Raw genomic sequence first — 24,219 nt, 5'->3', positions numbered from 1 at the left:
TAGCCGCAGCCGGTTTCGCTCGGTTCGGCCAAGCTTGACGCGATGAACTCGCCCTAGCTTCCGGCTCCCTAGAAACCCTTCCGTTTGATGTTAGATTTTACCTTGAATAGGCGACGATGACAAGAGGATTTTTGTCAATTCGTTTTGTTTTTTGAAGCATCGTCTTTCTTTAGGTTCACGATTATATTCTGTATGCCGGGTTCGCCGTTAATCGCGATGATTCCGTCAACCGCGTAATCGACTCGATCAGTTCCAGTGTACGAACTGATTCGATAATGCCCCTCAGGAGCGTATAGCGTAAAGCGATCGCCGGTTACGGGGACAAAATAGAACCATTTGTTCCACTTATCGACAATAAAGAAACGACCGCCGTCGATTCGAATGGATTCGCTCGTCAACGTTCCGCTAACGTTGGGGGATGGGAGCTTGACGACATCGGGATCAGCTTTTCCGCCTTGAATCGTGATCGATGAAGACAAAGGAGAAATCATATGGAGACCGTTTCCGCCGACGTTTAATAGGGTATATTTCCCATCCGGCAAATCCGCATAGACCTTGTTTCCCCTCCAAATGATAGACTTCGGTATAGAATCCTTATTATTCGCGTCTCTCAAAATCAAGCTTCCATCTACAATCGTATTGCCCGAATCATCCGTTACGCTAAATGAAGGCAATGCGGGCGGCTCTTCCCGAATCGTCAGCCATCGGTTAATATGCCTTTCCTTGCTCAACTCGTAAGGCGTTTTACCGCCCATCCCGACCTTATTCGGATTCGCTCCCGCTCGGATCAACGACTGGATAATCTCATAGTTTTGAGCTTCGACCGCATTGATTAACGAGTTGTCCAAACGCGGCTTTGCGCCATGTTCAATAAGGGTATTCACCATATCCGCAGATGGAAATAGAAACTTCGGTTGCGCGGGATCCTTGCTTATATCGATGAACCCCGATGCTCTCTCCAGCAGCGTACCCGTATGGTTCTTCGCATTCGAGTCCAGTCCAGAATCGAGCAACAGGTTCAGCATTCGAGCGTTCTGAGTCAGTAGCGTACCGAATGCCAAATCGGTATCATGATATCCTGTCTTTGCACCGCTTACCAATAGGGACTGAACGGCATCGGTTTTATCGTTAACTACCGCCTCTCGCAACGGAGTGGACTCCCCGTACTCGCTTAACTTGCCGTTCGGATCTGCCCCTCTCTCTAGCAGCATTTCGATCTTCTCTGAGTTGCCGGCTTTGGCGGCTTCAAATAAATCGCGCTGAATCACGGTTCGTTCCTCTGCCGTTAGCCCTACGTTCAATATTCGATTATCTGTATCGTAAACTACTGCTTTGCCTAGAACGATACCGATGAGATCTGCGGGGATATAAATACGACCTTGCCTGGCAACCGGAGCTTGGGCCATTCGCACTTCGCGTTGTCCTGCCATTACACGATTCCGATTCATTTCCATCGTAAATACAATTCCCCGATAATGAATAACGATCGTTTTTTTCTCGTATTTCCATTGGATCCGCATAGCCTTGAACGTTTCCTTGGCCTCAAGCAAGAGACCCCCCTTCTCCTCGACGGGTCTAACCTTTAACGGCAACTCAATGGCATCGACGGAAATTCGGATTGCCGGTTGAACTGCCGAATAGACGGAGCGATCGGCTGCGACAACTGCAACGATAACTAGAAAAATAATCATCATAACGAAACTTCGCCTATCCCGCATTTTCGCCCCAGCCTCCGGCCTGTTCTCTTATTCTTGCATTCTATCATATCTCCCAATCATCTACTCATCCTGCGCTCGTCTACCGACAGGGTTAACTAGTAGTTCGATTAAGGAAAGCTCATCTTCCGATGGCGAAATCCCCGTATTCTCGGCGCGATGATCCATTTCATCCGCCATTTTATCCGGCTCATTCCGTTCGAGCATCGTTGAATAAATGTTATATAATAGTCCCATTCCAAGCTTCCTCCTCGCGACTAACTGTCCAATCTATCCGATGCCTAGTACACTCCGAGCAAAGCGATATCCGAACCGGCCGCATTCCTCCGCTTCCGCCGAGGACAAAGCTACACCTACCAAAGAAACATCGGCTATCCGGGACGTGAAAACCATGTCCTAGAAAGCCGATGTTTTATTGTCCATTTTTTTTGCTCACCCTATCTTCAGAAGTACCCCAAGCTCGTTCCCTGAGACTTCCGAGCATCGACGATACGCTTCCCCGATCTCGCTTAAAGACCATTCGCTCGTAATCATTGGATTAACCGTAATCCGCTGCTCTTGCAGCAATCTGATATAAGCCGCAAGGTTTCTTCCTTCTGTCCAACGTACGTAACCAAGCGGATAATCTACGCCGCTTTGCTCGTATATTTCATCGTAGCGGCCTGGCCCTCCCGCTCGGGAGATACGTATGTCCACTTCCTTGGAGAAAAGGGCATTCCGGTTAAAGGTCGGGTTCGGCACGCCCACGATTACGATTCGACCGCGGTCCCTTAACCAGCCGATACTTTGGTCGAGCAAGGTATCGTTGCGGCCTCCGGCGCAGAGGAGTACGCAGTCTACCCCTTCACCACGCTCAGTATGCTTCTTTAGTTGCTCTGCAAGCATCTGATCCGATGAAGCTACATATGCAGTTGGCATGCACTGATTCGCTGCGCGCCTTCGGGTCTCAAGCTTATCCGTGGCAAGAACGATAGACGAGGCAGCGTATCCTACTTGAGCAACCAGTTGCCCCAAGATGCCAAGCCCTACGATGAGGAGACTCTCACCGAAATGCGCGTCGGCTTGACGCAAGGCATGAATCGCGATCGTGCCCAATCCGGCGAATGCAGCCTCTCGCGGATCTACGGAGTTGGGGACCGGTACGGTAAGATGTTTAGGCGCGATAATGATTTCACTATGGGTCGGCACTCCGTACACCGCAGCTCTCTGTCCGGGCTGAAGATGTTCCACCGCGCTGCCTATCGCCTCGACTATTCCTACCCCGCTATATCCCGGAAGAACAAAACCGGCTTTATTTCTTAGATGCATTAACTCCGTTCCCGGGCTGATTGCCGAGTATTCCGTCCGAATTCTGACTTCATAATCGCCCAGCTCTCCCGGTTCGAAATCCTCTACTATCGGTACTCCATCTCTTACTGCAACACGTCTCATTTCCGCAAATCCTCCAGTCCGTCCTTTGCTAGGAGCGGCCGCACTGTTCATTGCTGCTTTTATCTTGTAAATCTGAAGACAGTCGTAGAATAGGCTCCCCCATCTACGCGCATGATTCGGCTTACGCCTGCCACTTCCACTGGCGTACTCCGGTTCGTCGTCGTTCCGTCTCCTAATTGTCCATAACCGTTGTCGCCCCACGCCCATACCGAGCCGTCATTGTATTTCGCTGCTAGAGTATGGTAAAGTCCTGCCCCTACCGTCTTCATATCGGTCAGATTCAAGACTTGCGTCGGAACGGTCCTTCCGATCAACGTTCCATCTCCGATTTGCCCTTTGTCGTTGGCTCCCCAAGCGAACACGGTTCCATTCGTTCTAACCGCGACGCTATGGTAACCGCCGGCAGCGATGGCCGTAACCTTATTGATTCCTATGACCTGTACGGGCGAGCTTCGGTTGATCGTCGTTCCATCGCCAAGTTGCCCGCTGTTGTTATAACCCCAGGACCATACCGTTCCGTCCTTCTTTAACGCAATGCTATGGCCCACGCTCGCATCAATAGCTTCGATATTGGACAAACCAGGAACTTGAACCGGAGTTAATCGATTGACGGTACCGTGATCCCCGAGCTGACCCGCGTTGTTAGCCCCCCATGCCCAAAGCGTCCCATCCGACTTTAAGGCAAAGCTATGGTAGCCGCCTGCGGCTATGGCAACAATGTTGCTTAACCCCGCTACCTGAACGGGAGCGCCACGATTTGCAATCGATCCGTCCCCGAGTTGTCCGCTATTGTTATAGCCCCATGCCCACACTGTTCCATCGGATTTGAGCGCCAAGCTGTGATAATGTCCCGCTTTAATCGAGATTACGTTCGTTAATGTCGGAACATCAATCGGCGCCGTACGGTTAAGTGTTGTTCCGTCTCCCAATTGACCATAGGCATTATACCCCCAAGCGGATACTGTGCCGTCGGCATTCAGCTCGAGATTATGGAACTCGCCGTTCGAAACCTGAGTCGCTCCCTGCACGGAAAGCAATCCTGGCGTCGATCTCGCTGTCGTAGAACCATCGCCAAGCTGGCCGTAAATGTTGTTCCCCCAAGTGTAAATACTTCCCTTATTCGCCGCGATCGTCGCAAACTCGTTAAAGTGCGCCGAACGAGTATAATAGGGAGAAATCGCAGGGTCAAACGATTGTGAGGAGAAAAGCTTGCGAGACATATGGAAAATTCTATCGTCCCATGGCGCGGTTTTAAGCCATTGAGTCGCGAACACTTCTTGTATTCCCGGTGCAATCGCTCCTATTCCGTCCACCGCAAAGTAAAGCTTTGGCGTTCCGACTGCGTCATACGTTAGCACATTCCTCGTAAACGTGTTTGCAAACCTCCGCATGTCCTTCTCGTCGAACACGATTCCGGCATCGTATGCGGCAGCGGCAAAATCAACCTCAATCCCGGCATAAGGGATTTTGTTCACGTCATGATCAGCCGGCCAGCATGCACTATATTCATGATTGATTGTCGCGCTAGTCCGTTCGTCCCAACCGGAATAAGTCGCGCTCTTCGTCGGGTAATAATGCCAGACATACGTGTCCTTATTGTCGTCCCACGTCAGATCGTTCTTAAACCGATTCGCCATTCGGGTAGCTTTGTTCAATGCGTCCGCTTGGTGCGGCCCGGGAATTTGCGCAAGCTCCACATAAGTTTTGCCTAAGCTAAGATAGTGGTTGAATTGGTTCTCGGAGCCGTCCACGAACATCGGCGCACCCTTGGGATATATGTACCAGCCTTCGTTGTTCGCGCCTTCAACCCATTGATAGTCATGCGTTGAAGCTGCGTCTACAGCCGCTTGGAAGAAACGATCCGCTGCCGCTTTGTACACTAGATTGCTAGATAATGCAGGAGTACTATAAACAACGTTGGCGAACGTGGCCATCGGATAAGTCAGCAATCCCGTATGAACCGGGAAGCTCATCCTAAGGGGCACGAAGCTTGTTGAAGCGCTCACGGGATTTCGAGCCGAAATAGCGGATGAAGACGATAAATCCTTGACCGTTATTCCGTTGGTCATCCCATCGAACGTGCAATACGCCCCTGCCCTGACCTTAGCGGGCGCATAATTCGTACTAGAGGGGTCCATGGTCAAATTATCGTAAGTGTCCGCCCTCTCCATATTCTTGAACGTAACGGGAATTCCCATATTAAGGGTACTGTTGTTTCCGAGCTGCCCGTAATCGTTCTTTCCCCAAGATACCGCCCGATGATCTGTGTTGATGGCAATATTATGCTGCTTTCCGGCAGCGATAGCGCTTGCGTATAATCCGGCCACTTGAACGCCAGTCAACCTCTGGGTAGTTGTCCCATCGCCGAGTTGGCCTACGTCATTTGAACCCCATGACCATACAGTTTGATCCGACTTAAGAGCCAAGCTGTGATACCCTCCGGCGGATACATTCGTTACTCCGCTAAGAGAGCTAACTTGTACAGGCGAAGAAGTCGAAGTTAAAGTACCATTCCCAAGCTGACCGTTTGAATTTGAACCCCAGCCCCATGCCGTACCATCGCTCTTCACTGCCAAGCTGTGCCCAAGTCCGCCTGAGATATCCACTACATCGGATAGAACGCCTACTTGTACGGGGGTAAGTCGGTCCGTCGTCGTGCCATCCCCCAATTGTCCAGCCTGATTGGAACCCCAAGCCCAAACCTTGCCATCCGATTGTAAAGCAAGACTGTGGTACCCTCCGGCGGCAATTGCGATAATATTGCTCAATCCGCTGACCTGTATGGGAATCGAACGATTCGCAATAGAACTGTCGCCCAGTTGACCGCTATTATTGTAGCCCCAGCTCCACACGGTCCCGTCCGATTTCCGAACAAGATTGTGATAATATCCGGAGGCGATTTCAACAACGTCCTTCAGGCCGCCGACCTCGACCGCTGATGACCGATTGGCGGTTGTTCCGTCTCCCAACTGTCCATAGGCATTGTACCCCCACCCCCATACCGTGCCATTGGTTTTCAGCACCAACGAATGAAATTCCCCTGCCGAAACCGCGCTCGCCACGTCCATTACATTGTAATAATCGATGACTCCGTCCGCCGGAAAAGGAATACTCTGGTTTGCGGTTCCGAAAGCCAACTGTCCGTAATAATTATTGCCCGCGCTCCATACTCTTCCGGTTGAGTTCAAGGCGACCGTATGAAGACCGCCAGCCGCGACCTGCTCGGCCCGCGTGTACGCTTCCAGCTTGAACGTGTTCGGTTGCGAACCCGCGGAGACTTTCAACTGATTTTCCGAAGAATCAAATAGCAGCGCGCTTCTTACCTCTAAGGTAGGAATGCCATTGGCATCCATCAGCGTGGTTGTTCCTGCGGTAAACCGCGTAGCCGCCGCCCAAGTCGGCTCCGAAAGTCCTCGGTAATCTATTTTCCCGCGAACGTTGTCTCTTAAGCCCAAGACTTGGTCGGCTTGGGTAATGAACTTATCCAAGTAAGATAGATCGGAATGCTGTTTATACATAGAGATATAGGAAGCTAGAGTAGGACCCTCCACCCAAGCAAGACTCGTGGCCCCTTCATCATTGGGTTCCATATTTCCGTTTCCTTGATTGTAGCCGTAATCCAAAGCATCGAACGTCGTTTTAGTAGAGAAATCGTAGTACTGGGCGTGAACGGATGGAATTGCGGAATCGAAAAGAGATGAACAAATCGCAAGCGTCATCGTAAAGACGGCTAGCCTCTTCAATTGAATTCTCATACTCATCATCCAACCTCTCATTTAAATAGACGCATGGCATTGCCATAAATCAGGTCGATGCGTTCCTCTTCTCCGATATCGCTGCTGGACAATTGCAGTGCCGTTGCCTCCGCGGTCTGAAGCGGCGTACAAGAGCTATACGCATAGGATTGAGCCAGTCCGGCACGACATATCGATGCAATGACGGCCAGCGGACCGTTACAGAACCACAAGTCGAACAGCACTTGGCGTATCTTGCTGTCAGACGTAACGTTTCGCATGACTAAATCTCGCTCGTGATCGCGTAAGCCGCTTATGAGCAAGGGATGACCATCCGCAGTCATGATCAACTCCGCCAGTTCGTGAAGATCAACGACATCGACGAGCAATAATCGATGCTGTAGCCTTTCGTCCTGCAAGCGTGCGCAAACTTGCAATGGAAGCCCATGTTTACGCACCTCGTTTAAAAGCTCTTGTAGTCCGTTCTCATTCAAACCGTATCCATGATAACCGGGAACGAGTCGAATTCCCCTGGCCCCCCTGCTTACCGCCCAATCCAACTCTTCCTTCCATCCGGCTTCAAGCGGATTAACGATCGGAAACGGCCACAAACGTACATCCTGTGCGGCTGCCGCGAACAACTCTTCATTGCCCGTGCGGGTGTCATGCCCGAGCACCGAGGATAAGTGACTTACGCACATCGCTCGTAACCCTAATCGATCCGCCATATCCGTTAAATCGCCCGCTTCGGCGCGAAGCGCTTGACGATCTGGCCATTGACCGATAAAAGTAAGCACGTCTATGGCTCCATAACGGGTAAACCTATCCAGCATAATGTTCATTTCGCCACCTCGGCGAGAAGCTTCGCCATATTCCCTTCCGTAACGAGCTCGAACTCCCGCTCCGACAACCGGGCTCCTAGAACTTTACCTAAGTTGCTCGCAAGGCAGGCGTAAGGCAGGTCCGAACCGAAGATGACTCTTTCCGCCCCGAGCCGATTAACGGCTAGCGCAACTTCCCCCGCGCCGATCGGGGTTCCCGATGTATCCGTGTATACATTACGATAATTAGCGATTGTATTGATTGCAGTTTCGGCTTGGCCGCCTAGATGGGCCATAATGAGACGGGCTTCGGGATATCGACGTGCCAATTCCGCCACGTGAACGGCCGTGGACTCATAATGGAGCTGATCTACGGATTTTCTCCATGCATGGATCAGAATCGGCGCGCGATAAGCGATAGCTTGCTCGACGAAAGGGTAGACGAGCGGATCATTGCACAGCGTAGCTACCCAAAGCTTAATTCCGATCATCCCTTGGTCTTCCATTCGTCCGCGGTAATCCTTCAAGGCTTCTTGGCCATGCCGAGGATTCACGTAGCAATACCCGGCCACCCGATCCCGATGGGTGCGGATGACGTTAACCATGTCATCGTTCGCTTTGCGAACCTCCTCGAATGTCGGACTGGGGTTCAAGGAATTCAACGAACTCCCTACAAAGAGTCGTATTCCTAAACGATCGCCTTCTTCTAACGTCTCATGATGCAATTCGGAGCCTTGGAGATGGATGTGCGCGTCAATCATTGGAATGTCCTGCCCCTAGCTTGGATTCGGATAATGCCGAAACGAGATCTTCAAGGGAATACACGAAACCGAAGAACAGAGACACGCTCCATAGGGATAACCGTTTAGCCTCTTCCCCTCGCGCCGTTTCTTTATTTTCGACTGCCGTCACCGCTTCCGGGACTACCGAACAAAGCAGCCCATGCCGCTTCATATCATGCATTCCGCCGGGATTCAACAGAAGACAAGCATTAAGGGCAAATCCTGTATAGATCAAATGGTTAATTCCTTGTTCTTGGCATAGGGCGAATAATTGTCCCGAAGTGGCAACCACGCCTTCATTCCCAAGCGGTTTAACCGAATCGGGAATAGCCAGACGGGCAAAGCCGGCGTTGATGTCATCGATATTATGAGCCCCCGGGAAAGCATTCGCCTTCCGAAAAGCTTCAAGATTCGCATGAGACTCATCGACGGGGATTTGCTCGATCTTCGGATCCTCTTCCCCGGCGAGTTCAACCGCATGCTTGTACCCAGGATATTGCTTATAATAATCTCCGATCGGCTCTACCACATGGAACACCGTCATGCCTGCTTCCCGGCTTGCGCTTAACAACCTAGGCAGCTCCTGCTCGGCAATCGCGTTGGCTCGAGGTAAAAATTCAACCGCTCTATACCAGCCGGGAAATCGGTCTCGCGATCCGGAATCCCATGCATGCATAACAACGATAGCCGTACGGGATAGATCCAACTCCAAATCGTCTTTGCACCACCCCGCGTAGCCTTCACCGGGGAATTCAAGCCGATCGTCTGCGTCAAACTGTTTGTAATAGCCTGTTTTCACCCTCATCTTCAATGCCCCCATTATCCTTTAACCGCGCCGATCGTGATCCCTTTTACGAAAAAGCGTTGAAACGCAACGAACAAAATGACGATAGGCGCCATCGTCCACGTTGCCCCTGCCAATACAAGACCATAATCAACGTTCTGCAATTGCATGGAGGCAAGTCCGACTTGCAGGGTTCGCATATTCTGCGATTCCGTCGCAAGAAGCGGCCAAAGGAAATCATTCCATTGCGTAATGAACCCGAAGATGCCTACGATCGCCAGCACCGGCATTGAAACGGGAACGATGATATTCCAGTACGTTCGCCATTCTGAACATCCGTCCATTCTCGCCGCTTCAAGCAAATCTTCGGGAATGGTCTGCATAAACTGCTTCGTTAAGAACACCGCCAAAGGCGATACGAGTATCGGTAGCAGGAGCGCCCAATACGTATTGAGAACTCCCATATCTCTGATTTGCATGAACAGGGGAACCATGATGATCTGAGTGGATGTCATCATGATGCTTACGATAGCCCAGAACAGAATGCGCTTGCCCGGAAACTCCTTCTTGGCGAAGGCATAGCCGGCCATGGAACAAAGAATGACGTTTCCTAACATTCCGCTTATGGCCACGATCAAGCTGTTGGACGTCCAAACCCAGATGTTCCCGGCCATCAGCTTCTTGAAGTTATCGAGCGTAAATCCTCCCCAAGATAAATCCGGAGGGGTTTGAATAGCCGACGTTGGCGGCTTAAACGACTGAAGCACCATCCAGTAAAACGGAAAGAGCAATGCGAGCGCCGCTATGCTCAGTACGATAAAGCTTACCCATTGATACCCTTTAATGCGAAGGATGACTAACCCCTCCCCTTCTCTATAGCACCTGTTGTCGCCGTCAATATTCCAAATCTTCGGACATTGTTCGGAACTGGAAAATAGCAATGATCATAACGATAACCAGCAATATAACCGCCTGCGCGGAAGCCACGCCGAAATCAAACTTCTTAAACGCATTTTCGTAAATCAGAAAACCGATCGTCGTCGTTGAACGGTTAGGACCGCCCGCGGTAAGCATATAGATCGGAGCGAACACTTGAAACGATCCGACCGTATTCACAACGATCAAATACGTAAGCGTCGGCTTTAACATCGGCAGCTTGATTTTGATCATTTCTTGCCATAGATTTGCTCCATCGATGCGCGCCGCTTCCTGGTAATCCTTCGGTATACCGCCGAGCGAGGTTACGAGAATTAAGATGTTCGCTCCCTGCGAAACGGCCACCGTCATTAGAATAATCGAGAACAAAGCGATTTTCGGATCGCCCAGCCACAATACGGGGGAAACCCCGACGAATTCGAGCAGATAATTAAGCAAGCCGAACGAGGGATGATATAACCAAAGCCATATGATCGACACTATGACGATCGGCGCAACGCTCGGCAAATAAAACGCGGATTTAAACACGCCTTGCATCCGTTGCTGAAAGGGATCTATCATGAACGCCGCAATCAATGACAACACCAGTCCTGCAACTACCGTTATGACGGTAAAAACTGCGGTAATCCATAAGGATTTCCAAAAGAAGCTATCGCCGAACACCTGATTGTAATTGCTGAAGCCGACCCATTCATAGCCGTTTAACGTCCACTTCTGGAAGCTAAGCTGTAGCCCCTTGAAGATGGGCAGGAACATGAAGCCGGCGAACATGAGGCAAGCCGGCAATAAAAATAGATAACCCGGAAGTGCTTTTCGTATACGATACATGCGTCTCACCTCAATCACTGCTTCTCGACGATTTCACTCCAAAATCATCCAATCCGTTTACGTCGGGTTTAAGACGCGCCTGGCCGCTTAGCTTAGAATCATTAAGCGGTCAGGCGCTCTCGAAACCCTGTTATTGCAGCTTTTCCATAATCAACTTGTCCAACGTATCGAGGGATTCGCCGACCGTCTTGCCGCCGGTAAGAATCGCCTGTATTTCTTTCTCCCAATCTCCCACGCTCACCAGACCGAACGCACGTGAAAACACGGAGTTTCCGTAATTGGACAAGGCGTCGAAATACGTCATTACCGGATCGTCGCTGTAGAGGTTTCCTGAAGAATTTCGTGCCGGGAAAGTTCCGATTTGCTTGACGATTTTAGAGTTTTCGGCGTTCGTAATAAAACGCGCGAATTCCATGACAAGCTTCTTCTTCTCTTCCTCTTTTTGCTTAAATACGATAAAGCCGCCTACGTTATTCCATGCCGCGGTCTCTTGGCCTTCCCCATGAGGAGGAGCGACAAATGCGATTTCAAAAGGCTTAGGAGCCTTCTTCACTTCTTCGAGCAAGAAAGGAGCATCGGGCATCATCGCGATTTGCTGATTCAGAAACATTTCCTTCGCGTTCATTGCGCTGATCCCCGCTCCTCCCGGAGGAGCGACTTTATGCTTATTAGCTAAATCTATCGTGAATTGCAAGCCGTCCGCGAACGCCTTGTCGGTAATCGCGGTTTGATCGAAAGCTGGGTTCACGATATTACCGCCGTTCGTCAATCCGTTTAAGTACATGTAGAACGGTGCGTCTTTGCCCCACACTACAGTACCGTAAACATCGGGCTTGTTTCCTCCGCTCCGGCTGAATGTCGTAGCTTGTGCCGCCTTAAGGAACTCGTCAAAGCTCCAGTCCCGCAATTCCTTGCTTGTCGGCAGCAGATCGGTAGCATTTCGTTCCTTGAATAAATCCATATTCACGGCAACGGCAGATACCATCTTCAGCCAAGGCCACATGTAAGTTTGATCTTTGTACTTAATCGCGCCCTCCACCGCATCCGAATAATCGTCCCAGTCGGCTTGAGTCAAGAACTCGTCTATCGGCTCCAAGACGCCCATCTTGCCGTACTTCGTAACCCCGCCAAAGTTATTGATGGTGTAAACCAAATCCGGCGGCGATCCGGCGGCGACGCCTACATCGATTTTCTCCGTGCCGCCAGCCCAGTCGAGCAGTTCAACGGAAATGTTCGCTTGCGGATATTGCTCCTTAAACTTGCGGGCGTATTCTTTGGCCCAATCGTCCGGATTGCCCGTCCCGTCGCCATTGATCCCGTTCATCATCGGATAGATCCAAAGCTTGATCGGAATTTCGCTTACTTTGCCTGTCTCTTTCGCGCTTTCCGATGATTGGCTGGTTGCAGAACCCGTATCGTTGCCGTTCTTCCCGCAAGCCGACATTAGCATGCCGAAGATGAAAACGGTTGCTAAAATGATGGATAATTTACGCATTTCTTGAAACCCCCATTGTTGTAGTATGAACACATTCAACGACTACCGGCCCAATGATAACTCGAAAGCAGTTCGGTACCTCCTAAAGAGTTTATTCTTCTTTCAAATTTCGTCAAAAATATGATATAATTCAAGTACGCTATAAAGGATATATGTACCGTACCTGTACCCTTTATGTTAGAGGTCGTTTTCAGCTCTGTCAATCTATTTTTCATACTTCATTTCACATTTCGTCAATTAATCTAACATGCATATGGCTTGCGTTGTCCGAGACCGGAACCACGCATCGGTTTATTTGCCTGTTTTTCTTATAGGAATAGGAGGGTCTTCATGCGTAGAGAAAACGAATTTCTTTACACCAAATTGTACAAAAACCTGAAGGAGCAAATCTGCACCGGACTTATTAAGCCGGGAGAATACTTATTGCCCGAGAACGAATTAAGCAACCACTATGGGATTAGCCGCAAATCGGTTCGCCACGCTCTTTCCTTGCTGCAGAGCGACGGACTGATCATCAAGCGCGTCGGCCTCGGCACGATGGTTCCGGAAGATCTGTTAATCGAGAAATCCGAGCCGCAAACGCTGCGGATTCTGACGCCGTCCCCCGCTTTCTTTCTTGAGCGCGGTTTGCCCATTTTCATTGAGGCCTTTAATAAAAAGCATCCGCATATCGAAGTCCAGGTTCTCGGTCTCCCTGTCGATAAATTCTGGGAGTCCTTCCATTCAAGCAACGAAATGGGCTTGATTGCCGATCTTGTCCTTGTGCCCGACATGAAGTTCTCGGAATGGAGCGGCTCGACCGATTTCGTCGACATAGCTCCGTTCTTATCCGATCTCACCGATTCCATCTATCCTAAGCTGTTGAATCACTTCGGAAGCGACGGTAAGATGTTAGCTGCTCCTTTTACCTTTTCTTCCGTATTTTTTGCATGCAATCCTCGGTTGTTCGAACAGCATGGTATACCAGTTCCGAACGCCCGCTGGAGCTTCGACGAATTCGTCGCGGCAGCCGAGCAACTGACTCTCGTGCAGGACGGCATCACGACGCAATTCGGTTTTTCCATGCATCCCGTCGTTAATCGATGGCTGGCTATGGCCGTAATGAACGGGTTTGCGCCGGGCGATCACGCCAGTCGTACGCAAGTCCTTTCCCGCACCCTGTCGGTCATTCAGGACCTGTTTTTCCGCAAACGAATCGCCACTACGTTTCCCGATATGGTGTGGCCGAGAACCCCGTTCATCCACGGGAAATCGGCTATGGTTCTGACAACGACATTCGAAATGGCCAACTGGCAAAACGACGACATGGATTTTATCCCGCAAGTCATTCCGTTGCCGTTCGACAATGATTGCTCGTCATTGCTTCTCGCAAATGCCTTTATGGTTCCTGCTTCTAGCCAAAACGTGCAGTCGGCGGTATCGTTTATCCGTTCCGCGCTGGAAGACGCTACGCAAAGTCGATTGACCGAGCAAACGCTGTTCCTTTCCGTTAAGGAATCGATTAACCTGCATGCGAAAGAGAGTTCTTATTTGCAGGCTTTGAATATTGCCAATCATCAAATCGACAACGACTACTTCATTAACGAGTTGTTCGACGACACCGTCCGAAATGCTCTCGAGGAAGAAATGAGCATGTTTTGGCTTGGCCTTGAGCCCCCTTCTTCCATTGTCGACGTATACGAAAGGTTAGTTCTGGAGTGCGCGAGAAGATAAAGGGGCAAATCGTATACCTCGTAGTCTAGCCACGACAAAGACCCTGCCCGCTTGAGAGCGATCAGGGTCTTTAAGATTGCCATAGGTCCGGTAGAAATATCTCGGCAAGCGGTACAGGTAATCTTAATTATTCAGCGCGTCTATCGTTCCCGAACCGCACGTCCAAATTCCAGCCCGCTATCTCGCCAGGAGCGATGCGGAGATGTTTACCTTGTTTGACCGCCTCCGTCAGGCTGTCGTAATAGCCGTTGCACGGCTCTAACGCGCACACCGAATAGCCGGTGTGCTCTCCTTCGTCGATCCAGAAGCCGAAGTAAGGAAGCTGCTCCTTGGACCACGCCATTTCGACGTACTCCCCCGTATCGTTCTCTCTAAGTACAGCTAAGCCTTGAGTCAGTGCTTGCTCCGCGTAAAATTTACGCGAATCAAGCGCCGTCCGCGGCCCGATCCGGTCCAGCGGTCGCGTCAAACCTCCGTCCCCATGCGGCCAAGAATAGCGTTTTCCTTTTTCCAGAACTTTACCGCCGTCGACGCACAGAAGCTCATCCAAACCTTCCGGCAAAACGATCCTCGTATGCTCCGTCGCCGCAAACAGCGGATGAGCCGTCCAGAAAACGGTCAAAGCCTCGTCTCCGGTATTCTCGACGGAATAACTCATCCGTAACGTAGACTCGTTCGAGAACGCTAGATCTCTCGAGAACCGGTAAGGCAGCGCGATGCCGTCCACGCGTCCCGCTAATCTCCCATCGACCGGATCGATCTCCCACGGAACGGACCAAAGCTCGCCATGATCGGGTAACTTTCGTCCGAAGTACTCGCCTTCCTCCGGATACTCGCATGCGACGATCGTCGGAAAGCATTCGTCCCAGCCGCTTACGTCCGCTTGGATAAAATTCGATCCATACGGAACTGCGGCCAACTTCCTAGACCCGGAATCGATCAACCATTCTTTGCCCGTAGGCTTATACAGCAACGACACGATTTTACCGCCGAGCCCGGGAACGACCGTTAGCCTAACAAGCCCCGATTCCATCTCGTAAGAAGGGAACGTTCGATAGACGGACTTTTCGATCCGGATATTGCCCCGATTGTCTCCCAATATATCCTCGCTCCCATCACCAGAACTTCGTGTCATAGAAATTCCTCACCCAGCGATGATAACGAAACAGCTCTTCGAATACGTCGTCCGGCAGCGATTCTTTATCAGCCGCCTCGGTGGAATCGCCCAAGGTTCCTCCCAGTCCCATCGCTCCGAAGCCGAGACGCGAGACGGAATCCGACGTGCCGGCGAACTTCGAGAACTTCATCTGAACCTCGACTCCCTCCTCTAACCGATCCGGATGTATACCTTGCCCGCCTCCACTTTCACGGGATAAGTTTTAAGATCAACGCAAGCCGGGGCTTTCTTCACCGCGCCCGTCGTATAGTCGAACCGACCGTTGTGCTTGGGACACTCAATGATCTTTCCCATGACGAAACCGTTTGCCAGATGTACTTTTTCATGCGTGCAATGCCCGTCGGTCGCGAAATACTCGCTATCTTCCGAACGGTAAATCGCGAACGAGCGATCCTCGTAATCGAAACGTATGACGTCCTCTTCATCGATATCGTCGGCCGCGCAAGCTTCCAACCAATTCTCGTCTTGAGCCATGTGTTGTTCCACTCCTTTAAGCTGTCGTCGTTTCCGTTCCGCCGCGAACCCTCGATACCTCAGAAGGACCATATTGATAGGGTTGCGCGGTCGGTGGCAGTTCTCTACGTATCGTATAATCACGATCTTTTCGTTGCTTCAGAAGAGCCCGAATAACTTCGGAGAACGCTTCCCAGGTGCTGCGGTTCGGTTTGGGGCAATCCCCCTTCATTTCTTCATGCAAAGCCGCCAACGCATGATAGGGAACCATCGGAAACATATGATGCTCGATATGATAGTTCATGTTCCAATAGAGAAAACGGAATACCGGATTCATATAAACGGTTCGCGTATTCAGCCGATGATCGAGTACGTCCTCATGAAGGCCGAGATGCTGGATCATTCCGAACACGACCATCAAGCAAGCCCCGTAGAAGGACGGAAGAACGATGAACATGGCCGGCAAGATGCTGGACGTGTACAAGCAAGCCGCGATAACTATGGCGAAAATAACGACGTAAGCGCGGGATTCCCAGAATGTCTTGCGATACTCGGTTTCCGGAATGAACTCTTTCTCTTCCTTGTCGATGACGCCGAAAGCATGCATGAACATCCTCTTAATATCCCGAGGCCCGCCGTATAAGTGAGCGAATTGCATAATAATAATCCGCCACACCGGAGGACGCGGTTGATGAATCTCCGGATCTCTTCCGACAACGTAAGTATCCGTATGATGCCGGGCATGGCTCCAACGCCAAGGCGTTGCCGGACGAAGAACGAGGAACGAAGAGAATTGGTAGACGACTTCGTTCATCCAAGACGTCTTGAACGCCGTTCCGTGACCGCATTCATGCCAGCGCGAATCTCCGGGCGATGCATATAATAGGCCATAGACGAAAAATGCCGGAACCGCCCACCAGGTACCCCAAGATCGATAAGCCGCTATGCCTGCTCCGGTCAGCAGAACCAGCCAAACGATCGTGTCCCTAATAGCCGGGCCGTCCTTTCGCTTCATGAGTTCTTTCAACCGTTTGCGAGGAATCGGAGTCTCGTACCATTCGGCGGCAGCGAGTCCCCGTTCCTGCGCCCTTCTATTTTCCGGTCCCGTGAGACTATAATCCCGCTTCGTTTGCGAGGTGCTCATTATTCCTTCTCCTCCTTGTTCGCATATGCATATCGGGAGCGTATGGCTAAATTATAAGCGCTTCCGCGGCGACTGTATTTGGCTCAGAGTAATAATGATGTGTCCGAAATCACAGTAGCGAACAAAAAAATACCCCGCATAAGCGCGAGGGAGAACTGTTGCACGGCGAATTCATTTTGGTTACTAAAGAAAGGGGAAAGATGTCTATGATCACTATTTCCGGCGTCCAGAGACCTATCGATACGACTTCGTGGTCTCCCGCGGAGATCAAAATTTATGAGCAGAAAAAGAACAGTACGGTTACCTACGATTACGAAACCGTTCAACAATTGAGGTTCGAAATGACTCTGAGGGCCGCAATCGTGGCCGAAGCCATTGCCTTAAGTCAGAGCGGTTTAAGATTTGCAGACTTCGATAAGGCCAAATGTAACGAGGATATGTGGACTTTAACGGATCTAGGCGGATTTTTGATCAGAGACGATAGGTCGCCCGCCGCGGGAATCCGGGATATATTCGCGAATGGCGACAAATATGCAACCGAATGCGCTACCGCCGCGGTCATTGCAGTCTATCAAGGCGTGCTCGATTCTATCCGGGAAACGGATTTCAATCGCCTCTTCGCCGGTTTGCTTCTATATGACTGGCACACGAACAAGAATTTGCGGCTTTCCGTGCACACGGATATCGAAGAGTCTTACCCCGGCGACCTGCTCTACTTCAACAATCCCGATTTTTCACCGGATACGCCGGTATGGCGCGGCGAGAACGTGATTAAGATCGGGGATGATCTGTATTATGGGCACCCTTTCGGCATCGCTCCCTCGCAAACGATTATCAACGGCTTAAACAACAATCGTCGTCCGGGTAGCAGCCAAACCGCATACCTCACCGAAACCGTTACTCAACCGGGTTATGTCTATCTTTCGCAGTATGCGTCTAATAGAAGGTCTTTTATCTCTGCCCGGATAGGCTTACGTTATTTCATATCCCCGGTATAATAGCCATGACATGAGCCTATTTTTAGGAGGAAGTGTCACCATTCCATGACCAAATCGATACTCTGCATAGACGAATGACTATCATTTATGCGGAGGTTACATTATGGATCGTGGATTTTTCCCTGGCGGCGGTTTCGGTGGAGGATTCGGTCGCCCCTTCTTCCGTCCTTTTCCCCACCCTTTTTTCCCTAATCGTTTCTTGTATCCGTTTTTCGGCTTTTCCCCGTTCTTCTTCCCGTTCTTCAGAGATGGGAAATCGGATGACATGTTATTCGCGCAGCACAAAGCTCAACCGGGCGATACGTTGGCTTCCGTTTGCCACAAATACAACATGCCTTATGCCATAGTTGAGGAAGCAAACCCGCACATTGCCAATCCGAACCAACTGAATGCCGGGGAAATCGTATCGATCCCTCGTATTTCAAACATGGTCTGCCAGAAGAGCTATAGCGAAATGCCGGTTACGACGCAGCAAGGACAGCCTATGATGCAGCAACAGAAGTCGTAGAATGGATTTGTTTCCTTCAAGAAAGGCGACAACCTGCCAAAATGCGGAGGCTGTCGCCGTTTTCTAGACTGTTCGAAAGTACGTATTCGCAATCCGATGCAAAAACGTCCTTTTGTCCTCTTCCGGCGAGACGAACGTCCGTTGCATTCTTCTATCGGGTAACTTTCCCCTCACCCGCCTCTCATCTCTCCATCCTTTTCTTGTATTCGGCGGGCGTAAGGCCGTAATACTCCTTGAATAGCTGAGAGAAGTGGACGCTATTGTCGTAACCAACCTCGCTCGCGATTTCGTACACCTTCTTATCCATTCCCAGAAGAAGCTCCCGGGCCTTGCCCATCCGGATCTGAACTAGATAGTTCCATATCGTCGTACCCGTTTCTTGCTTGAACAACTGAGCGAAATAGTTCCGGCTAATCGCCACCCTGTCCGCCAATTCCTGCAAATTCAGTTTCTCCCCGTAGTTGGCGCCGATGAAAGCTTTGACCTCCTTGACCGCGCGCCGCGAAGGGTGATCCAACAGAGCTCCGGTCACTTCGAAGATGCGATTCGATCCCTCCTCGAGACGCCTGACCGCGCACAACCGGAAGTAAGAACGCACCTTGCCCAACGGGATGGTCTTGTCCCCAAGCCCCAGATCCTTGCCTTCCCGCAGCTCGATGACGAGCTTTTCTTTGCTCAGTTCCTCCACGACCAAGCCCAGCCATGCCATTGAAAGCGAGTTAAGCAAATAAAACCTATCCCCGATCAAGCTTTCCAAAGCGTCCAGCGTATCGACGACCAAGAGAGGCATCGTCTCCAACTGCACGGTGCGGATCTGACGCACCCATCTCTGCAACAACTCTTGATGATGAGGTAGATGACGCACGAGAAGCATGGCGGCTTCCGCCCGCCGCTTCTCCGCAATCTCTCCCGCCACCCTCGACAGCACCCCGTTCAATTGCTCCTGATCGACCGGTTTCACGATGTAATCCACGGCGCCCAATCTTAAGCTCGTCTTGGCGTATTCGAATTCGTCGTAGCTGGAGACGACCACCGCGGACATCCACGGGTACTCCGCTTTCATTCGACCGATCAGCTCCAAACCGTCCATGACCGGCATTTTGACGTCCGTTACGCAGAGATCCGCGTAATGCTCGGCCAGCCATTCAAGCGCCTTGGCGCCGTTGGCCGCGGTGCCGGATACGACCGTTTCCTCGCTCTGGCTTTCGACTTTGCTGGTCAAGCTGGTTCGGATGAGCGGTTCGTCATCGACAAGCAATACCCGAATCATAGTGCGGCCCCCTCCTCGATTTCCCTGTTTCCGGCCGGATAGCGAACGATGACCTGAACTCCGCCAAGACGGCCGCCCGGCTGAAGAGTGACTCCGACGTCGCTCCGCTGATAATACGTGCGAAGCCGATAATGGGTGTTCAGCAAGCCTACGTTACCGTTCAAAGAAGTCGATTCCGGAGCGAGCGCTCCTGAGCCGGCTTCGAGCCGAGCATGGAAGCTCCTTAGTCGTACGGCATCGTACCCGGTTCCATTATCCTCGAACGACGCGAGAATCAAGTCCCCTTCCAGGCGGATCGTCACCGCAAGACGCGTAGGCTCGCCCGTCGATTCGATGCCGTGCTTGACTGCGTTCTCCGCGATCGGCTGAAAGACCGCCTTTAAGCACGGCGCGGCGCGGCAATCGTCCGGAATATCCGTCTCGAACGAGACGTTCTCCCCGTAGCGAATCCGGCAGATGTACATGTAATGGGAAACATGGGCGATCTCGTCATCCGTCCGGACGAGCGTATCGCGGTAATTCGACGTGTAGCGTAGCATTCGGGAGAGCGAGATAGCCGTTTTCTCGATATCGGCATGCCCGGCGAGATGAGCCATCGAATTGATCGATTCCAGGGCGTTATAGAGAAAATGGGAATGGATCTGGGACTGCATCGCCGATAGAACGGCCTTCTGCTGCATCAGCCGCGTCGTCGTCAGCTGAGCCACCGATTCGTCGAGTTCCTCCATCATTCGATTGAACGCGCGGCCCAGATCGGCTACTTCATCAGAGCCTCGCTCGTCGATTCGGCTAAGGAAATTGCCCGTTCGAGTCTGTTTCATATGTTTTCTTAGCTGCGACAACCGCCTCGTCACGGAGGTCGTGACCCAGGCGATCAGCACTACCGCAACAAGGAGCCCGAGGGAAGTCACCGCGACCGTCACGACTCGGACCCGGTCGATGCTTCCAGCCACGTCGCGATTGGATACGATGGCCACCGTCTTCCAGTTCGTATACGGAATCGTCTCGAACACGACGAGTTGCTTCGCATTTTTTCGATAAAAAGACCCGCTTGACTCCCGAAAATGTTCCGCGAGATCGCCGTCCAGCCTCGTCCCTACCTGTCCGGCATCCTGATGGACGAGAATGATGCCATCCGGGCCCGCGATAAAGCCTTGCCCGCCCTTTCCCAGTTCCATCTCGTTAAGAATCGCTTGGGCGGGTGCGAAAGCGATGTCCATCTTCAAATACCCTTTCGCTTCGGGTTTGCCGAAACGGCCCGCCAAGGTGAACAAGAGCATCGGGTTCGGGCTACCCATCGCATCCACGTATGCATTCGATTCGCTCACCCGCTTATAGATAGCGCCTCCCTGCGTCAGTTCCTTCAGCCATGGCTCCCGGGCGAACGAATAGTCCTTCGACACTCCGGCATCGAGCGCGTACGTGAATTCGCCGCCCTTGTCCGACAAGAGCGAGACGGACAAAATTTCCGGATGACGAACGAGAAAAGCGCGCATATAGTTTCGTTCAATCGACTGGTAGCCCGAAATCAGAGCGAATCGGTCGGACAGGGGGGCCTGGAGCCATTGATTGAATTCGTAGCTAGTCCCGAGCACGAGAAAACCCTGCTCGTACTCTTGGTACTGACGATTCAAATTCAGATTGGCCTGCCGGAGAACCTGAGCGCTGAAATGCTCGACATCCCGTCGAATCGTCCGCGACGTATCGTAGTAACTGAACAGCCCGACCAGCACCATCATCGCAACGATGATCGAGACGATCAGGCTGATCAGTTTCCATTTCAGGGAAGATCTGATTTTACGAAGCATCGGCGGACCCTCGCTCCCGAATACCGGACTTTCGGACGTAACCTTCTACAGATCGTTCCGAAAGTCCGGATGGATATCAATGCTATTTCTTCCGGTTCGCGTTATACCAATCGGTACGTTCCTTGATCAATTGATCGCCGCCCTGCGCCCGCCATTGCTTGACGAACCCGTCGAAGGAGTCGATCGGCGCTTGGCCGAGCACTATTTTGCTGGCGGCTTCCAAGAACATGGTCGTCAGGTTATAATCGCTCTTCGCCGCAGGCATGCCTACCGCTTCATTGACGAAGCCTTCCTTGGAGCCGATCTCCCGGGCCGCCTTCAGTTTCGCATAAGCCGCAGGATCGTTCAGCTTCGCTTCCTCGACGGCTTCGTTCGTTCCATGCACCTTGAAAATCGAGGTGAACGTGTTCAGTCCCTTGATCTTCTCGGTATCGACGACCGGTTTGCCGCCTTCCATCTTGTAGGCGTCACCTTCCCGTCCGAGATCCGTGAACAGCTGTCCTTCTTCGCTCATGAGCCAATCGAAATATTTGACTATCGCTTCGGGAGATTTGGCGTCCTTCATGAAGATATATGTCTTGCCGACCGGGCTCCAGCGACTACCGAGCGGGCCAACGTAACCCGTCCCGCGCGGCGTCGGAATAGCGACCACGTCGGTCTGCTCGCCTGGAATGGTCGCGTTCAAGTCCGCCTGCCACTGCCATGCCAGCGCTTGAACGTGAGACCAAGAGCCGACGAGACCCGATTTGATCTTCTGTTCCCATACCGACTTGGAGTTGGTCAGAAACTCGGAATCTATCACTTTTTCCTCGACCATCGTACGAATAAATGCAAGCGCTTCCTTCATGTTCGGCTGAATATTCTGCAAAACGACTTCCTTTCCATCATACACCTCGGTCCAAGAGTTGTTAACGCCCCACATGCCGAAAATGTTGTCTCCCCAAGTCAGCTTCTCGCGCATCGAGAACGGAATTTCATCCGGCTTGCCGTTCCCGTTAGGATCTTTGTCGCGGAACGCGCGCAGGACGTCGAGCAGTTCTTCCGACGTCGTCGGCACTTGCAGACCCAGCTTATCCAGCCAATCCTTGCGCATGTAAATGACGCTGTTCGATTGATCTGACGGCTGCGGGATGGCGAGAATTCTGCCGTTAACCGAGACCGCGTCCCAAGCCGCTTGCGGGATGAACTTCTTCAGGTTCGGACCGAATTGGTCGATCAGATCGTTCAATTCGAGAATTTTGCCGGCTTTGATCAAGTCCGAGTCCGGACCGGACCACGATTGATAAACGTCCGGAAAGTCCCCCGAGGCGAATTTCAGCCTGAGTTGATCCTCGTACTGCGCGTGCGGCAAGTAAACCATGTTTAGATCCGTGTTCGTAGCCTGCTCTAGATAAGCGATATTCGCGTCCGCCTTATCGAGAGGCGGCAGCCCTTGATCCGAGACGAACAATCGAATCTCTGCCGGCTTGGATCCGGTCTCCGGTTCCGCGGAAACTTCCCCGTTGCCTTCCGGGCTTCCGCTTTCTTGCGCTTGCGAACTTACCGCCGGACTTGATTCGTTTCCCGAGTTCGCCTTCTCGTTGCCGCAACCGGATAGAACGAGCGTCGTCAGCGCAAACAGCGCTACGAACAGCTTAACATCTCTCTTCATTCCCCGAACCTCCTTGAATAGTCTAGAATAGTTGAATAGAACGGTTGTAACCGTCGTTAAAGCCGATTGAGGATGGCGCGAAGCCGCCCTCATTCTTTGAGCGAGCCGATCAGGGCCCCTTTCACGAAATGCTTCTGGATGAAGGGATATACGAGCAGGATCGGCACGGTCGCCACGAGAATGGTGGCCATCTGCAACCCTTGCGGGGATAACATCGTATTAGCTTCGATCGCGTTAGAGAGCGTCTCGTTCATGTTGAATTGAGCGATCAGATTAAACAAGTACAATTGCAAAGGCCTTAACTCGTAGTCGTTGATATATAGCAAAGCGACGAAGTAATTGTTCCAATGATCGACCGCGTAGAAGAGCGATAGCGTCATGACGATCGGCTTGGATAGCGGGAGCGCGATTTTCCATAGGATGGCATACTCGCTCATCCCGTCCACGCGAGCCGCTTCGAACAATTCTTCCGGCAAGCCGCGGAAAAAGGTCAGGCAAATCAGCAAGTAAAAAGCGTTCAGCGCCAGAGGAACGATCATCGACCATACCGTATTGAGTAAGCCGAAGGATTTGACGACCAAATACAACGGGATCATGGGGGCATGAAAAATGATCGTGAACACGATCATCATGAGCAGAACGTGCTTGCCTCTCAGCCCCTGCTTGGAAAGAGGATAGGCGGTGATGACCGTCATCCCCATATTCAACGCCGTACCCGCTCCAACGATGAACAACGTCACCCCGAACGCGCGCCAGAACATCTCGTTGTTCAGCGCGGTGCGGTAATATTCAAGCGTGAAGCCTCGCGGCCAGAAGGTTACTTCTCCCCGGATAATCGCTCCCGGTTCGCTAAGCGAGCTTGCCAAGATAAAAAGAAACGGAAGCAGAACCGTCGCGCAAGCGGCGAGCAGCAGGAAAAGGTTGACGGTATCGAAAGTTCGTTCGGCGAACGATGGACGGTAGCTCATCTG

The 24,219-nt window shown here is 51.7% G+C and carries 21 protein-coding genes; 3 read left to right on the top strand and 18 right to left on the bottom strand.

Annotation, left to right across the window (positions count from 1 at the left end; translation table 11 throughout):
• Window positions 1–134: 134 nt before the first annotated feature.
• The 10 genes from HH215_RS31940 to HH215_RS31895 form a co-directional block, all read right to left on the bottom strand.
• Window positions 135–1,718 carry a stalk domain-containing protein gene (locus HH215_RS31940; protein ID WP_169283582.1) on the bottom strand — a complete coding sequence of 528 codons (1,584 nt, stop codon included), beginning with the start codon at window positions 1,716–1,718 and terminating at the stop codon, window positions 135–137.
• Between the two features lie 60 nt (window positions 1,719–1,778).
• Complete coding sequence (locus HH215_RS31935; protein WP_169283581.1) at window positions 1,779–1,952, bottom strand: hypothetical protein; 174 nt, start codon at window positions 1,950–1,952, stop codon at window positions 1,779–1,781.
• Between the two features lie 195 nt (window positions 1,953–2,147).
• The gene (locus tag HH215_RS31930) at window positions 2,148–3,146 is read right to left on the bottom strand and encodes a zinc-dependent alcohol dehydrogenase (protein ID WP_169283580.1); all 999 of its coding nucleotides are present in this window, start codon (window positions 3,144–3,146) and stop codon (window positions 2,148–2,150) included.
• Window positions 3,147–3,205: 59 nt separating this feature from the next.
• On the bottom strand, window positions 3,206–6,901 hold the full coding sequence (locus HH215_RS31925) for an RCC1 domain-containing protein (RefSeq protein WP_169283579.1): 3,696 nt from the start codon (window positions 6,899–6,901) through the stop codon (window positions 3,206–3,208).
• 17 nt (window positions 6,902–6,918) lie between these two features.
• A complete protein-coding gene (locus HH215_RS31920; protein WP_169283578.1) occupies window positions 6,919–7,722 on the bottom strand; it encodes an amidohydrolase family protein in 804 nt (267 codons plus the stop codon).
• A complete protein-coding gene (locus tag HH215_RS31915; RefSeq protein ID WP_169283577.1) occupies window positions 7,719–8,462 on the bottom strand; it encodes an amidohydrolase family protein in 744 nt (247 codons plus the stop codon). Before HH215_RS31915 ends, HH215_RS31920 begins: the two co-directional genes overlap by 4 nt.
• Window positions 8,455–9,288, bottom strand: a complete 834-nt coding sequence (locus HH215_RS31910; protein ID WP_169283576.1) for a hypothetical protein — start codon at window positions 9,286–9,288, stop codon at window positions 8,455–8,457. The genes HH215_RS31915 and HH215_RS31910 overlap by 8 nt, the downstream gene beginning before the upstream one ends.
• A 14-nt stretch (window positions 9,289–9,302) precedes the next feature.
• Window positions 9,303–10,208: a carbohydrate ABC transporter permease gene (locus tag HH215_RS31905; protein WP_169283575.1), complete on the bottom strand. Its 906-nt coding sequence runs from the start codon at window positions 10,206–10,208 to the stop codon at window positions 9,303–9,305.
• Window positions 10,162–11,031: a carbohydrate ABC transporter permease gene (locus tag HH215_RS31900; protein WP_169283574.1), complete on the bottom strand. Its 870-nt coding sequence runs from the start codon at window positions 11,029–11,031 to the stop codon at window positions 10,162–10,164. The genes HH215_RS31905 and HH215_RS31900 overlap by 47 nt, the downstream gene beginning before the upstream one ends.
• Before the next feature lie 130 nt (window positions 11,032–11,161).
• On the bottom strand, window positions 11,162–12,526 hold the full coding sequence (locus HH215_RS31895; RefSeq protein WP_169283573.1) for an extracellular solute-binding protein: 1,365 nt from the start codon (window positions 12,524–12,526) through the stop codon (window positions 11,162–11,164).
• Between the two features lie 330 nt (window positions 12,527–12,856).
• On the opposite strand from HH215_RS31895, the gene HH215_RS31890 reads away from it, so the two are divergent.
• Window positions 12,857–14,239: an extracellular solute-binding protein gene (locus HH215_RS31890; RefSeq protein ID WP_169283572.1), complete on the top strand. Its 1,383-nt coding sequence runs from the start codon at window positions 12,857–12,859 to the stop codon at window positions 14,237–14,239.
• Between the two features lie 127 nt (window positions 14,240–14,366).
• On the opposite strand, the gene HH215_RS31885 is transcribed toward HH215_RS31890, so the two are convergent.
• From HH215_RS31885 to HH215_RS31870, 4 genes are read right to left on the bottom strand one after another with little or no spacing between them, the layout of a single operon-like run.
• Entirely contained in the window at window positions 14,367–15,338 is a 972-nt protein-coding gene (locus HH215_RS31885) for an aldose epimerase family protein (RefSeq protein WP_169283571.1), read from the bottom strand.
• 16 nt (window positions 15,339–15,354) lie between these two features.
• Entirely contained in the window at window positions 15,355–15,546 is a 192-nt protein-coding gene (locus HH215_RS31880; protein WP_169283570.1) for a hypothetical protein, read from the bottom strand.
• 20 nt (window positions 15,547–15,566) lie between these two features.
• Window positions 15,567–15,890, bottom strand: a complete 324-nt coding sequence (locus HH215_RS31875) for a MocE family 2Fe-2S type ferredoxin (RefSeq protein WP_169283569.1) — start codon at window positions 15,888–15,890, stop codon at window positions 15,567–15,569.
• A gap of 16 nt (window positions 15,891–15,906) precedes the next feature.
• On the bottom strand, window positions 15,907–17,013 hold the full coding sequence (locus HH215_RS31870; RefSeq protein WP_169283568.1) for a fatty acid desaturase family protein: 1,107 nt from the start codon (window positions 17,011–17,013) through the stop codon (window positions 15,907–15,909).
• Window positions 17,014–17,219: 206 nt separating this feature from the next.
• Between HH215_RS31870 and tgl the strand changes: the two genes are divergently transcribed.
• Together tgl and HH215_RS31860 are read left to right on the top strand one after the other, a co-directional pair.
• Entirely contained in the window at window positions 17,220–18,011 is a 792-nt protein-coding gene (tgl, locus tag HH215_RS31865; RefSeq protein ID WP_169283567.1) for a spore coat transglutaminase TGL, read from the top strand.
• 103 nt (window positions 18,012–18,114) lie between these two features.
• The gene (locus HH215_RS31860) at window positions 18,115–18,519 is read left to right on the top strand and encodes a LysM peptidoglycan-binding domain-containing protein (protein ID WP_169283566.1); all 405 of its coding nucleotides are present in this window, start codon (window positions 18,115–18,117) and stop codon (window positions 18,517–18,519) included.
• 181 nt (window positions 18,520–18,700) lie between these two features.
• On the opposite strand, the gene HH215_RS31855 is transcribed toward HH215_RS31860, so the two are convergent.
• The 4 genes from HH215_RS31855 to HH215_RS31840 all read right to left on the bottom strand — a co-directional run bounded on the left by HH215_RS31855 (window position 18,701) and on the right by HH215_RS31840 (window position 24,216).
• Window positions 18,701–19,789: a response regulator transcription factor gene (locus HH215_RS31855; protein ID WP_169283565.1), complete on the bottom strand. Its 1,089-nt coding sequence runs from the start codon at window positions 19,787–19,789 to the stop codon at window positions 18,701–18,703.
• A complete protein-coding gene (locus HH215_RS31850) occupies window positions 19,786–21,597 on the bottom strand; it encodes a cache domain-containing sensor histidine kinase (RefSeq protein WP_169283564.1) in 1,812 nt (603 codons plus the stop codon). The genes HH215_RS31855 and HH215_RS31850 overlap by 4 nt, the downstream gene beginning before the upstream one ends.
• A gap of 82 nt (window positions 21,598–21,679) precedes the next feature.
• Entirely contained in the window at window positions 21,680–23,248 is a 1,569-nt protein-coding gene (locus HH215_RS31845; protein WP_169283563.1) for an extracellular solute-binding protein, read from the bottom strand.
• A gap of 89 nt (window positions 23,249–23,337) precedes the next feature.
• A complete protein-coding gene (locus HH215_RS31840) occupies window positions 23,338–24,216 on the bottom strand; it encodes a carbohydrate ABC transporter permease (protein WP_169283562.1) in 879 nt (292 codons plus the stop codon).
• Between the last annotated feature and the right edge of the window lie 3 nt (window positions 24,217–24,219).

The sequence above is a fragment of the Cohnella herbarum genome (assembly GCF_012849095.1).
In the GTDB taxonomy this organism is placed as follows: domain Bacteria; phylum Bacillota; class Bacilli; order Paenibacillales; family Paenibacillaceae; genus Cohnella; species Cohnella herbarum.
Note: the sequence above shows the minus strand (reverse complement) of the source record. Positions and strands in the feature narration are given on the sequence as shown.